We start from the raw sequence: 12,667 nt of genomic DNA on the forward strand, positions 1-12,667 counted from the left end.
GTCCAAGGCATAATCGCCCGGGGCGTCCACCAGCCCGTCCACGGTCACGGACCAAGGCGAGGTCTCCATCGCCGGTGCGTTCTCGGCCGGGTCGCCCTTGTCGACGCCGAACTCGTAGTAGTTGTTGTAGGTGGTGATCTCTTCCCAGGTGTTCGGCTCGGGCAGCCCTTCGGCAGCCCATGCCCCCCGGAGATCCAGCGAGCCGGCCAGCGAGCCGGCGCCGAGCGCCCCGATGAGGCGCCGCCGGTTGAGCCAGACGGATTCGGGGGTGATGTCGGAGCGGGTGTATTCGGCGCGCGGCATGGGGGCCTCCCTTCGGGTCTCCCTCCAAGGCATAGCGCCCGCGGCCGCATCGTCGTGCACGAATCCGGTCTTTCTCACAAAAAAGTTTGCATATCCCGTGCCAGGCCCGCTCGAACCGGGACGCACAGCGACCGTCCTATTCGGGGGGAAGCGCCGAGGCTCACGCCTGCGCGGCGATCGCCTCCTGCAGGGTCCGGATCCGGCTCTGGGGCGCAGGGTGGGTGGACAGGAACTCCGGCCCCCGCCCGCCCCGCGCGTCCATGCGCTGCCACAGCTCCAGCGCGGCCTCGGGCCGGTAGCCCGCCCGGCGCATCAGTCCGAGGCCCAGAATGTCGGCCTCCTCTTCCTGCCCGCGCCCGTAGGGCCGCAGCACCCCGAACTCGAGGCCGACGCCCAGCGCGCCCGCGATCTCGGCGGCGAACTCGATCTGGCCCATGTTCAGGAGCCAGCGCACGAGCTGTACCAGCGCGTTGCCCGCGGCCTGCGCGCTCATGCGCTCGCGGGAGTGCGCCGCCTCGATGTGGCCGATCTCGTGGCCGATCACGGCGGCCAGCCGGTCCTCGGCGCCGGCCAGCCGCAGCATGCCGCGGTGGATGCCGATCTTGCGGCCCGGCAGCGCGAAGGCGTTCACGGTGTCGGTGGCGAACACGGCCACCTCCCATTCGCGCGCATCGTGGCCGCCGGCCGCCAGCAGCTTCGCCGCGGCCCGGCGCACAGGGGCCACCTCGCCTTCGGCGTTCGACACCGGCGTGCGCTGGAGGATCGCCGCCCAGGCCTCGCGCCCCATCTCGGCGGCCTCGGCTTCCGAGACGAGGATGGGCAGGTCGCACCCGGCGGTGGCCAGGGGCGCGGCGAGGACGGCGCCCTGCAGGAAGCGGCGGCGCGAGAGGCAGGCGGTGCACATGCGCCCCCAACCCCCCTCCCCCGCCCCGCGTTCCGCACGCGCGAAAGGGGCGGCCCCTCGCGGAGCCGCCCCTTCCCGTTCACGATACCGGTGCCGCGCCTCAGTGCACCACGGCATCCTCGGGCGGGCGCCGGTCCGAGGTGCTGACCCGGTCGCCGATGATCAGCCCCTCGGAGCCGGCCGAGACGGCCACCACGTCGCCGTCGCGCACCTCGCCGCCGAGGAGCATCTCGGCCAGCGGGTCCTGCAGCGCGCGCTGGATCACGCGCTTCAGGGGGCGGGCGCCGAAGACCGGGTCGTAGCCTTCCTCCGCCAGCCAGGCACGGGCCGCCTCATCCAGGGTCAGCGTGATCTTGCGATCCGCCAGCCGCTTCGCGAGCCGCGCGATCTGGATGTCCACGATCCCCGCCATGTCGCCGCGGGCGAGCCGGTCGAAGATGATCGTCTCGTCCAGACGGTTCAGGAACTCGGGCCGGAAGTGCGCCCGCACCGCGTCCATCACGTCGCGCTTGGCCTGGCTGGCGTCCGCGCCGTCGGGAAGCTGGCTCAGGGCCTGCGCGCCGAGGTTCGACGTCAGGATGATCAGCGTCTGCTTGAAGTCCACCGTGCGGCCCTGGCCGTCGGTCAGGACACCGTCGTCCAGCACCTGCAGGAGCACGTTGAAGACATCCGGATGCGCCTTCTCGACCTCGTCGAACAGGACGACCTGGTAGGGCCTGCGCCGCACGGCCTCGGTCAGCACGCCGCCCTCGTCGTAGCCCACGTAGCCCGGGGGCGCGCCGATGAGGCGCGAAACCGCGTGCTTCTCCATGAACTCCGACATGTCGATGCGCACCATCGCGCCGTCGTCGTCGAACAGGTACTCGGCCAACGCCTTGGTCAGCTCGGTCTTGCCCACGCCGGTCGGCCCGAGGAACAGGAACGAGCCCAGGGGCCGGTTCTCGTCGTTCAGACCCGCCCGCGCGCGGCGCACGGCGTTCGAGACAGCGCGCACCGGGGCCATCTGGCCCACGACCCGCTTCTGCAGCGCGTCCTCCATGCGCAGCAGCTTCTCGCGCTCGCCCTCCAGCATCTTGGAGGTCGGGATGCCGGTCCAGCGCTCCACCACGGCGGCGATCTGCTCGGGCCGCACGGCCTCCTCCACCATCATGCCCTCGTCGCGCGCCTCGGCCTCGGCGAGCTGACGCTCCAGCTCGGGGATGCGCCCGTACTGCAGCTCGCCCGCCTTGGCGAAATCTCCCGCCCGCTTGGCCTGATCCAGCTCCACGCGGGCATGATCCAGCTGCTCCTTGAGCCCGCGCGCGGAGTCGAGCTTGTCGCGCTCGGCCTGCCACCGCGCGGTCATCTCGGCGGAGCGCTCGCGCAGCTCGGCCAGCTCACGCTCGATGGTCTCGAGTCGGTCCTTCGACGCCGTGTCGTCCTCCAGCCGCAGCGCCTCGACCTCGATCTGCTTCTGTAGGATGTCGCGGTCCAGCGCGTCCAGCTCCTCGGGCTTCGAGTCCACCTCCATGCGCAGGCGCGAGGCGGCCTCGTCCATGAGGTCGATCGCCTTGTCGGGCAGGAACCGGTCGGTGATGTAGCGGTGGCTCAGGGTCGCGGCGGCCACGAGCGCCGAGTCCGAGATCCGCACGCCGTGGTGCAGCTCGTACTTCTCCTTGATGCCCCGCAGGATGCTCACCGTGTCCTCCACGGTCGGCTCCTCGACCACGAGCGGCTGGAAGCGCCGCGCGAGGGCCGCGTCCTTCTCCACGTACTTGCGGTACTCGTCGAGCGTGGTCGCGCCGATGCAGTGCAGCTCGCCGCGCGCCAGCGCCGGCTTGATGAGGTTGGCCGCGTCCATGGCGCCGTCGGTCTTTCCGGCGCCCACGAGGGTGTGCATCTCGTCGATGAACAGGATGATCTCGCCCGCGGCCGTGCCGACCTCGGACAGCACCGCCTTCAGGCGCTCCTCGAACTCGCCGCGATACTTCGCGCCCGCGATCAGCGCGCCCATGTCGAGCGCCATCAGGCGCTTGTCGCGCAAGCTCTCGGGCACGTCGCCGTTCACGATCCGCAGGGCGAGGCCTTCCGCGATCGCGGTCTTGCCGACGCCCGGCTCGCCGATCAACACGGGGTTGTTCTTGGTGCGGCGCGACAGGACCTGCATGGCGCGGCGGATCTCTTCGTCGCGGCCGATGATGGGATCGATCTTGCCGTCGCGGGCCCGCTGGGTGAGGTCCTGCGCGTACTTCTCGAGCGCGTCGAACGTGTCCTCGGCGGAGGCCGAGTCGGCCTTGCGGCCCTTGCGCACGTCCTCGATGGCCGCGTTCAGCGACTGGGCGCTGACCGCGCCCGCCTCCAGCGCATCGCGCGCCTTCGACTTCACGAGCGCCAGCGCCATCAGCACCCGCTCCACCGGCACGAACGTGTCGCCCGCCTTCGCGGCGACCTTCTCGGCCTCGTCCAGCACCTTCGCAGTGTCGCGCGCGACGTAGACCTGCCCGGCGTCGCCCGACACCTTGGGCAGCCGCGCCACGGCGGCGTCCACGGCCTCGCGCACGCGCGCGCTCGCGCCGCCCGCGCGGTCGATCAGGTTGGCGGCCATGCCCTGCTCGTCGTCCATGACGGCCTTGAGCAGGTGCTCGGGGGTCAGCTGCTGGTGCCCCTCGCGGGTGGCGATGGTCTGCGCCGCCTGCAGGAAGCCGCGGGCGCGTTCGGTGAACTTCTCCAGGTTCATGGTCGTCTCTCCTCGGAAAGCGCCCGGGATGCGCCCGCCCCGGATGGGCACGGGCCGCCTGCGGGCCTTGCAGGGGGGAGATGGGAGGGGTGTTGCCGATCTGCAACCCCTCCGGGGCGGCGACCACGCACGAAAAAGGGCGCCCCGCGGCGCCCCCCCGTCGGGTCCTCGCGGCGGCCCCGGTCAGGTCTTGTAGACCTCCTCGCGGCCGAAGTGCTTGCAGAGCATGTAGTAGATCACGGCGCGGAACTTCTGGCGGTCGGAGCGGCCGTACTTCTCGATCACCGCGTCGATCCCCTCGTCCAGCTTCGGCCCCTCGCTGAGGCCCAGCTTCTTGACCAGGTAGTTGCGCTTGATGGTCTCCATCTCGCCCGGCTGGCTGGCGGCGATGGTCTCGCTGTCGCGGTTGTAGATCGACGGGCCGCAGGCGCGGGTGACCTTGCGCAGCAGGTCCATGTCCAGCTCCACGTCCTTCTCCTTGACCACCTGCAGGTACTTGCCGACCTTCTCATCCAGCTTGCTCATCGCGGACATCCTCCCTGTACACTCGGGCGTCTGGGCGCGCCCGCGGGCGATCCTGCCGGGGGAGGGGGGTGGGGGGAAGCGATTATTTGCCGATCTCCCCGATCGGCCCCTCGCCGCCTTCCCCGAACGAAGAAGGGCCCCCTCGCGGGAGCCCTCCGGTCGTCGGGTGATCGGCGCGCGATCAGTAGGCGTCGCCCACCATCATGCCGAGCGGCATCACTTCGCCGCGCTCGTCCCACTCGGGCAGCGACTCGAGCTGCTCCTCGGTGACGCCTTCCAGCAGCATGCCGTCCTCGGCCACCGCGAAGCGGTCCAGCGGGATGGCGACGTCGTGCTCGCCCAGGCCCAGGAAGCCGCCCACGCCGACCACGGCCAGCAGCTGGCCGCCGGCACCGCGGATCAGACGGTCGATCTCGCCCACGTCCTCGCCGGTGGTCGAGAGCACGTTCATGCCCACGATGTCCGACACGCGGCGCTCGGCGAAGGCGCCGTAGAGGCCACCGGCGTCGGTGATCTCGGCGTCGACGTCCATGGTGGGATCGACCGCGAGCGCGCCGGCGGCGGCGACGGTCTCGGTGTCGGCCTCGACTTCCATCTCGGTCTCTTCGACGACCGCGACGTCGGCGTCGGCTTCCATCTCGGTCTCCTCGACGACCGCGACGTTGGCCTCCGACTCCTCGATGTTGATCTGGGCCTCGCCCTGCTCGACGGCCACTTCGGCGCCTTCGGCCTGCTCGACCTCGACCACGGGCTCTTCCTCGGAGACCACGACGTTGGCTTCGCCTTCCTGCTCGATGTTCACGTCGGCCTCGGCACGCTCCACCATGACCTCGGCGGCCTCGGCACGGTTCACGCGCACTTCGGGCTCGGCCGAGGTGACGTTCACGCGGGGCTCGGCTTCCTCGATGGTGATGCGCGGCTCGGGACGCACGAAGCGAACGATCGGCTCGGGCTGGGCGACCTGCACCTGCGGCTCCGAGGTGGAGACGTTCACGTCGGGCTCGGGCATGCGGACCGTGATCACCGGCTCGGGGATGGTCACGACCACCTCGGGCTGGGCCTGCTCGATCGTGATGATCGGCGCCTGCTGCTCGACGGTGACGGTGGGCTCGGCCACGGTCACGGTGATCTGCGGCTCGGCCTGCTCGACCAGCACCTCGGGACGCGCCTGGTCGACGGTCACGGTGGGCTCGGCCACGTCGACGGTCACTTCGGCGTCGGGCTGCTCGACCACGATCTGGCCGCCCATGGTGTCGGTGGCGGTGGTGCCGCCCTCGACGACGATCGGCTGACCGTCGGCGTCCATCTCTGTTTCCATCTCGGCGTCGGCGACCGGCAGGCCGTCGGCGTCGAGCACCACGCCCACGGCGACGGGCTGGCCGTTCGCGTCGAGGACCGGGTTGCCGTCGGCGTCCATCTGGATCTCGGTGCCGTCCGCCATGACGTGGCTCTCGGCGTAGGCCGCGCCGCCGAGCAGGGCGAACGCCGCGACGCTGCTCAGGAGCAGGTTCTGCGTCTTCATAGGAATTTCCTCCACGTGGGGTGGTTGCGATCGTTGTGCTCAGACAACAGTCGCCCAACCCCTCCGTTCCGGCGGAGGCGCAAAAATAAACTTGCGGAACAAACCCATGGCATGACCCGTTGTCGCCTTCACGCGCTCGTGTCCGGCCAGGAGACGGCGTGAGGAGGGCCTGCTGAAACGAGACGGGCCGCCCCGTCCCGGTGGACGGAGCGGCCCGCTCGGCCGATCTTCGCGGGGCGAGATCAGTCGGTGGCGACCGTGCCCTCGCCCTCGACCACCGTGCCCTGGCCGGTCATCTCGGCATCCGCCGGGGCGGGCGCGAGGCCGTCCATCTGGGTCTGCTCCTCCACGGCGATCGGGGTGCCGGCGACGGTGGTGTCGAACGTCAGCTCCTCGACGCCCTCGCCGTCCTCGAACGGCGCCATCGCCTCGAGTTCCTCCTCGGTGAACTCGGGCAGCACGAGGCCGTCCTCGCTCTCCTGGAAGCGCGACAGCGGCACGGCCACGTCGTGCTCGCCGATGCCGAGGAAGCCGCCGATGCCGACCACGGCCAGCACCTCGTCCGAGGCGGAGGTGCGCACGAGGCGCTCCACCTCGCCCACGTCCTCCATCTCGTCGCCGTCGTTGTCGCGCGCGAGCACGTCGAGGCCGACGATGTCCGACACTGCGCGGTCAGCGAAGGTGCCGTAGAGGCCGGTCGCCGCCGCGTCGGCCACGATCGCGCCGCCCGTCGTATCGGTGCCCGTCGTCACCGTCTCGGCGTCGCCGCCCGCGGTGGTGACCATCGTGTCGCCCTGCTGGGTGGTCGTGGTCTCGAGCGTTTCGCTCTCGGCCATGTCGGCCTCGGACGCGTCGGTCTCGCCCTCGACTTCGAGGACGCCTCCCTCGGCGGTCATGGTCTCCTCGGAGGTGCCGGTCATGTCGCCCGACGCCTCGCCGCCGGTGGCGCCCACGACGCGGGGCTGTCCGTCCGCGTCCACGGTGGCGTTGGCGTCGGTGTCGGCGGTCTGGGCGAAGGCGGTGCCGGCCAAGGCCAGGGCGGCCACGCCGGTCAGAAGTGTGCTGCGGATGCTCATGGATTCTCTCCAGGTCAACGGGGCCCGAAAGGCCCCTCGATGATCGGAGAATGCGCGTACAAGCCCCTGCGTTCCCTGCACTAATCCGCAAAGGCGCCGCACCGATCCATGCGCTGCAAATGGCCGATGCAGCGGCGGGATCCAGCCTGCGGAAACCCCCGTGGCGGCGGCGCCGGAACGTGCCCCGCGCCGCCTCCGGGATCAGTAGCGGTAGTGCTCGGACTTGAAGGGGCCCTCGGGGGCCACGCCGATGTAGGCGGCCTGCTCCGCCGACATCTCGGTGAGCTTCGCGCCGACCTTGGCGAGGTGCAGCCGCGCCACCTTCTCGTCGAGGTGCTTGGGCAGGATGTAGACGCCCGGTTGGTACTCGTCGCCCTTGGTCCACAGTTCGATCTGCGCGAGCACCTGGTTGGTGAACGAGGCCGACATCACGAACGACGGATGCCCCGTCGCGTTGCCGAGGTTCAGGAGCCGCCCCTCGCTCAGGAGGATGATGCGGCTGCCCGAGGGCATCTCGATCATGTCCACCTGGTCCTTCACTCGGGTCCACTTGTGGTTCCGCAGGCTCGCGACCTGGATCTCGTTGTCGAAGTGGCCGATGTTGCCGACGATCGCCATGTCCTTCATCGCACGCATGTGCTCGATGCGGATCACGTCCTTGTTGCCAGTGGTGGTGACGAAGATGTCGGCGGTCTCGACCACGTCCTCCAAGGTCACGACCTCGAAGCCGTCCATCGCGGCCTGCAACGCGCAGATCGGGTCCACTTCCGTGACCTTCACCCGCGCGCCGGCCCCCTGCAGCGAGGCGGCCGAGCCCTTGCCCACGTCGCCGTAGCCACAGACCACGGCGACCTTGCCGGCCATCATGGTGTCGGTGGCGCGGCGGATGCCGTCGACGAGGCTCTCCTTGCAGCCGTACTTGTTGTCGAACTTCGACTTCGTGACGCTGTCGTTCACGTTGATCGCCGGGAACGGCAGCATGCCGCGCTTGTGCAGGTCGTAGAGGCGGTGGACGCCCGTGGTCGTCTCCTCGGACACGCCGAGGATCGCCTCGCGGGTCCGCGCGAACCAGCCGGGCGACTGCTTCATGCGCTTCCGGATCTGCGCGTGGATCACCTCCTCCTCCTCGGAGGTCGGCACGCCGAGCACCGACTCGTCGGCCTCGGCGCGCGCGCCCAAGAGCACGTAGAGCGTGGCGTCGCCGCCGTCGTCGAGGATGAGGTTGGCCCCTTCCGCGAACCCGAACGAGCGGTCGAGGTAGTCCCAGTGCTCCTCCAGCGTCTGCCCCTTCACCGCGAACACGGGCACGCCGGCGGCGGCGATGGCGGCGGCAGCGTGGTCCTGGGTCGAGAAGATGTTGCACGACGCCCAGCGCACGTCGGCGCCGAGGGCGGTCAGCGTCTCGATCAGGACGGCGGTCTGGATGGTCATGTGGAGACTGCCGACGATGCGCGCCCCGGCGAGGGGCTTCGCGGCGCCGTACTCCTCGCGCAGGGCCATCAGGCCGGGCATCTCGGTCTCGGCGATCTCGATCTCGCGGCGGCCGAACTCGGCGAGCGCGACGTCCTTCACGACGTGGTCGGTCATCTCGATTGTCCTCGGGTCTGGGTCGCGCGGGGGCCTACCAGAGCGCCCGAGGGCGGGCAACGCGGCGCGATGGCGCCCGAGGCCGAACGTCAGGCGGGCGCGCCCACTGTGCGCGCCGCGGCCGCGGCCGGGTGCCAGTCGGTGCCCGCGGCCATCACGCAGGTCAGGCCGTCGGCGCGGGTCATGAGGATCGTCCAGGTGCCGTCGATCTCCGAGGTCCAGACCTCGAACAGCGCGTCGTCGTTCTGCAGCCCGCCGCCAGAGAGCGCCTCGCCGTAGCCGGAGGAGAGCTGCTCCACGACCTGGGCACGCGGGGCGCAGTTCTCGTCCGCGTAGGCGGGGGCGGCGAAGGCGGCGATCAGGACGGCGGAGAGGACGGTGCGCATGGTCGGTCTTCCTCGATTCGGAGGCGCGCCACGCGCCGTCGGATTGGCCTTCGTGGTGTTGCAACCCCGGAAACGGCTCTAGGGTTGCATCGACCCGAACGATCCCTGCCCGAGACCGCGCCATGCCCCCTGCCCGACCGTCCCGCAAGGACGCCCCGCCCCGCGCCTGGCAGCGCATGCTGTCGGGCCGCCGGCTGGACCTCCTGGACCCCACGCCCGTGGACGTCGAGATCGGCGACATCGCCCACGGGCTGGCCTTCGTGGCGCGCTGGAACGGGCAGACGCGGGGCGACTGGCCCTACTCCGTGGCCGAGCACTCGCTGCTGGTCGAGGCGATCCTCGGCCGCCTGCATCCCGCCGCGACGCCCGCCGAGCGTCTGACCGCGCTCCTCCACGACGCGCCGGAATACGTGATCGGCGACATGATCTCTCCGGTGAAGGCCGCCGTGGGACCGGGCTACGAGGCGCTCGACGCGCGGCTCGCGGCCGCCGTGCACATCCGCTTCGGCCTGCCCGCACGCACGCCTGCCCCGCTCAAACGCCGGATCAAGGCCGCCGACAAGCTGTCGGCCTGGCTGGAGGCCGTGGAGCTGGCGGGCTTCACGGTGTCCGAGGCCAACCGCTTCTTCGGGCGCCCCGCGGCGGGCGTGCTGGAGGGCCTGCACCTCGTATTGCGCCCGCCCGCCGAGGTGCGCGCGGCCTACGCGGCCCGCCATGCGGAACTGCTCGCGCTCCTCGACCGCGCCTCATGAGCGTTGCCGTGCGCCGGGCGGCGCCCTTCGACGCCGGCGCGATGGCCGCGCTCCTCAACGCGATCATCGCCGAGGGCGGCACGACCGCGCTGACCGAGCCCGTGACCGGCGACGCCCTGCGTGCCCGGATGCGCGACCCGGAGGCGGCATGGCACGTGGCCGAGGTGGCGGGCGACGTGGCTGGCTTCCAGTGGATCGCGCCCCACGCCGCGGACCCTGAGGCGTGCGAGATCGCCACCTTCGTGGCGCGGGGCCGGCACGGGCTGGGGATCGGCTCGGCGCTGTGGGAGGCGACGCGCGCCGAGGCGCGGGCGCGGGGCTGGCGCGTCGTCGAGGCGGTGATCCGCGCCGACAACGACGGGGGCTGCGCCTACTACCGCTCGCGCGGCTTCGAGGCGGTGGGGTGGCGGGAGGGTGTCCGCTTGAGCGACGGGCGGCAGGTCGACAAGGTGGTGAAGCGGTTCCGCCTCTGAAGAATGCTCAGACGGTCCCGCCGCAGGCCGCGCCGGCCGCCCCCTCCGGCGTGCGCCATCCCGTGAAGGCGCCGCGCTCGAACACCATCTCCAGCTCTCCGAAGCGCACCGCGTCGCGGCCCGGCGCCGCGCAGGCGACCGCGCGGGGGCGCAGGCCGGTGACCTTCGCCGCGCTCTCGATCGCGCCGAGGCGGTCGCGCCCGAACCCGATCTCCCGCCCGCCCGAGCCGGCCACGTCGAGGCCGCCCGCCGCCGGCACCAGGGCAAGGCCGCGGGCGGTCTCCGGCGCGGGGCCGGGCTGGCAGGCGCCCAGCAGCAGCACGAGGAGAAGCGGCCTCACTTCGGCGAGCGCTTCGCGAGGATACGCTGCAGCGTGCGCCGGTGCATGTTCAGCCGCCGCGCCGTCTCGCTCACGTTGCGGTCGCACAGCTCATAGACCCGCTGGATGTGCTCCCACCGCACGCGGTCGGCGCTCATGGGATTCTCGGGCGGCGGCGGCGCCCCGTCGTCGGGGCACAGGAGCGCGGCGGTGATGTCGTTGGCATCCGCAGGCTTGGCGAGGTAGTCCGTCGCGCCGATCTTCACGGCGGCCACCGCGGTGGCGATCGCGCCGTAGCCCGTCAGCACCACCACGCGCGCATCGGGGCGCCGCTCGCGCAGGTGCTCCACCACGTCGAGCCCGTTGCCGTCCTCCAGCCGCAGGTCCACCACCGCGTAGGCCGGCGGACGCGCCTCGGCCTTGGCGATGCCCTCGGCCACCGAGAGCGCGGCCTCCACGGCGAAGCCGCGCTTGGCCATGGCACGCTCGAGGCGCCGCAGGAACGGCTCGTCGTCGTCCACGAGCAGCAGCGTGGGGTCGGGGCCGATCCGCCCCTCGGGGCGCGCGGCGTCGGCGGCGGCGTCTGTCATGGCGTTCTCCTGCGGCCCTCCCGCCCGTGACGTTATGGCCCGCGCGGACGCGGCGGCAAGCGCTGGACGGGCGCGCAGGCCGCGCCTAACCCTCGGCCCCATGTCCGATCGCCCCGCCGTCCCGCTGCTGCCGCCCGAGCTCGCCGGGCACCGGGTCCACCTGCGCACGCTCCTGGCGATGCGCTGGGTCGCGGTCGCGGGCCAGACCGTCACGCTGCTCGCCGCCGCGACCCTCCTGGGCTTCGAGCTTCCCGTCGGTCCCTGCGCCGCGCTGGTGGGCGCCCTGGCCGCGACGAACCTCGCCGCGGCGTGGCGCGTGCCCGGCTCCACCCGCCTCGGCGAGCGCGCAGTGCTGGGTATCCTGCTGATCGACCTCGCCCAGCTCGGCGCCCTGCTGTTCCTGACGGGCGGGCTCAACAACCCCTTCGCGCTCCTGGTCGTCGGCCCCGTCACGCTCGCCGCCACCACGCTCTCCTTGCGCGCAACGCTCCTGGTGGGCGCGCTCGCGCTCGTGTCCATCTCGCTCCTGGGCGGATACCACGTGCCCCTGCGCCACGCCGACGGCTGGGAGCTGGCGCTGCCGCCGCTCTACCTCCTGGGCTACTGGGTGGCGATCGTCCTGGCGACGCTGATCTTCGGCGCCTTCGCGCTGGGGCTGACCTCCGAGAACGACCGCGCCAGCCGCGCGCTCCACGCCACGCAGACGGCGCTCGCGCGCGAGCAGAAGCTCCACGACCTCTCGGGCGTGATCGCCGCCGCGGCGCACGAGCTGGGCACGCCGCTCGCCACCATCAAGCTGGTCTCCACGGAGCTGGAGGAGGAGCTGCAGGACGCCGATGCCCGCGCCGACGTGGCGCTGATCCGCTCGCAGGCGGACCGCTGCCGCGACATCCTGCGCTCCATGGGCCGGGCCGGAAAGGACGACCTGCACATGCAGGCCGCGCCCCTGGAGACGGTGGTCTCCGAGGCGGCCGAGCCCCACGCGGGCCGCGGCAAGGCCCTGCTCTACGACTTCGCCGCCGAGCCGGGCACCGAGGGGCGCCGCCCCCGCGTGCGCCGCGCCCCCGAGGTGATCCACGGGCTGCGCAACCTCGTGCAGAACGCGGTCGACTTCGCGGAGTCCACCGTGCGCGTCGAGGGCCGGTGGTCGGACAGCGAGATCCGCCTCGTGATCGAGGACGACGGGCCGGGCTACCAGACCGAGATGCTGGCCCGGCTGGGCGACCCGTTCCTGCGCGTGCCTGGGGCCCGCGACGCGCGCGAGGACTACGAGGGCATGGGGCTGGGCCTGTTCATCTCCAAGACCCTCCTTGAGCGCACCGGCGCGCGCCTCTCGTTCGGCAACCGCCGCGCCTTCGGGCGCCGCCGCGGCGCCACGGTGGAGATCGTCTGGCCCCGCGCGCGCCTCGAGGTCACGCGCACCGCGCTGGGCGAGAACCCCACGCTCTGACGCCCCGGCGTTCACGTTTCCTTTACCCCTTCCCTTGAGGGTCCGGAGGGGGAACGGAACGGAG

13 protein-coding genes (1 of these 13 cut by a window edge) are annotated in these 12,667 nt (G+C 71.9%); 3 read left to right on the forward strand and 10 right to left on the reverse strand.

Annotated elements, in window-relative coordinates:
• The 8 genes from msrP to K3554_RS00835 all read right to left on the reverse strand — a co-directional run.
• On the reverse strand, positions 1-303 hold the 5' end (the start) of the coding sequence (msrP, locus tag K3554_RS00800; protein WP_259942392.1) for a protein-methionine-sulfoxide reductase catalytic subunit MsrP. The gene continues 600 nt to the left of window position 1, outside the view; the window shows 303 of its 903 coding nt (coding positions 1-303); its start codon is at positions 301-303; the stop codon falls past the left edge of the window.
• A gap of 160 nt (positions 304-463) precedes the next feature.
• Positions 464-1,207: a M48 family metallopeptidase gene (locus tag K3554_RS00805; protein WP_259942394.1), complete on the reverse strand. Its 744-nt coding sequence runs from the start codon at positions 1,205-1,207 to the stop codon at positions 464-466.
• 100 nt (positions 1,208-1,307) lie between these two features.
• Complete coding sequence (gene clpB, locus K3554_RS00810) at positions 1,308-3,923, reverse strand: ATP-dependent chaperone ClpB (protein WP_259942396.1); 2,616 nt, start codon at positions 3,921-3,923, stop codon at positions 1,308-1,310.
• A 183-nt stretch (positions 3,924-4,106) separates the two neighbouring features.
• Positions 4,107-4,448 carry a DUF2853 family protein gene (locus tag K3554_RS00815; RefSeq protein ID WP_259942397.1) on the reverse strand — a complete coding sequence of 114 codons (342 nt, stop codon included), beginning with the start codon at positions 4,446-4,448 and terminating at the stop codon, positions 4,107-4,109.
• A 181-nt stretch (positions 4,449-4,629) separates the two neighbouring features.
• Positions 4,630-5,970, reverse strand: a complete 1,341-nt coding sequence (locus K3554_RS00820) for a PRC-barrel domain-containing protein (RefSeq protein WP_259942400.1) — start codon at positions 5,968-5,970, stop codon at positions 4,630-4,632.
• A gap of 242 nt (positions 5,971-6,212) precedes the next feature.
• Entirely contained in the window at positions 6,213-7,046 is an 834-nt protein-coding gene (locus K3554_RS00825; RefSeq protein WP_259942403.1) for a PRC-barrel domain-containing protein, read from the reverse strand.
• A gap of 201 nt (positions 7,047-7,247) precedes the next feature.
• Complete coding sequence (gene ahcY / locus K3554_RS00830; RefSeq protein WP_259942405.1) at positions 7,248-8,633, reverse strand: adenosylhomocysteinase; 1,386 nt, start codon at positions 8,631-8,633, stop codon at positions 7,248-7,250.
• An 89-nt stretch (positions 8,634-8,722) separates the two neighbouring features.
• Positions 8,723-9,019 (reverse strand): hypothetical protein, encoded by a 297-nt coding sequence (locus K3554_RS00835; protein WP_259942406.1) that lies wholly within the window; start codon positions 9,017-9,019, stop codon positions 8,723-8,725.
• Between the two features lie 122 nt (positions 9,020-9,141).
• Between K3554_RS00835 and K3554_RS00840 the strand changes: the two genes are divergently transcribed.
• Entirely contained in the window at positions 9,142-9,771 is a 630-nt protein-coding gene (locus K3554_RS00840; RefSeq protein WP_259942408.1) for an HD family hydrolase, read from the forward strand.
• Entirely contained in the window at positions 9,768-10,244 is a 477-nt protein-coding gene (locus K3554_RS00845) for a GNAT family N-acetyltransferase (protein ID WP_259942410.1), read from the forward strand. The genes K3554_RS00840 and K3554_RS00845 overlap by 4 nt, the downstream gene beginning before the upstream one ends.
• A 7-nt stretch (positions 10,245-10,251) precedes the next feature.
• Here the strand turns inward: K3554_RS00845 and K3554_RS00850 are convergent, their stop codons facing one another.
• Together K3554_RS00850 and K3554_RS00855 are read right to left on the reverse strand one after the other, a co-directional pair.
• Entirely contained in the window at positions 10,252-10,584 is a 333-nt protein-coding gene (locus K3554_RS00850) for a hypothetical protein (RefSeq protein ID WP_259942412.1), read from the reverse strand.
• Positions 10,581-11,153 carry an ActR/PrrA/RegA family redox response regulator transcription factor gene (locus K3554_RS00855; protein WP_259942414.1) on the reverse strand — a complete coding sequence of 191 codons (573 nt, stop codon included), beginning with the start codon at positions 11,151-11,153 and terminating at the stop codon, positions 10,581-10,583. The genes K3554_RS00850 and K3554_RS00855 overlap by 4 nt, the downstream gene beginning before the upstream one ends.
• A 100-nt stretch (positions 11,154-11,253) precedes the next feature.
• Between K3554_RS00855 and regB the strand changes: the two genes are divergently transcribed.
• Positions 11,254-12,603, forward strand: a complete 1,350-nt coding sequence (gene regB / locus K3554_RS00860) for a sensor histidine kinase RegB (RefSeq protein ID WP_259942416.1) — start codon at positions 11,254-11,256, stop codon at positions 12,601-12,603.
• The last annotated feature ends 64 nt before the right edge of the window (positions 12,604-12,667 follow it).

This window comes from Jannaschia sp. W003 (genome assembly GCF_025144335.1).
GTDB lineage: Bacteria > Pseudomonadota > Alphaproteobacteria > Rhodobacterales > Rhodobacteraceae > Jannaschia.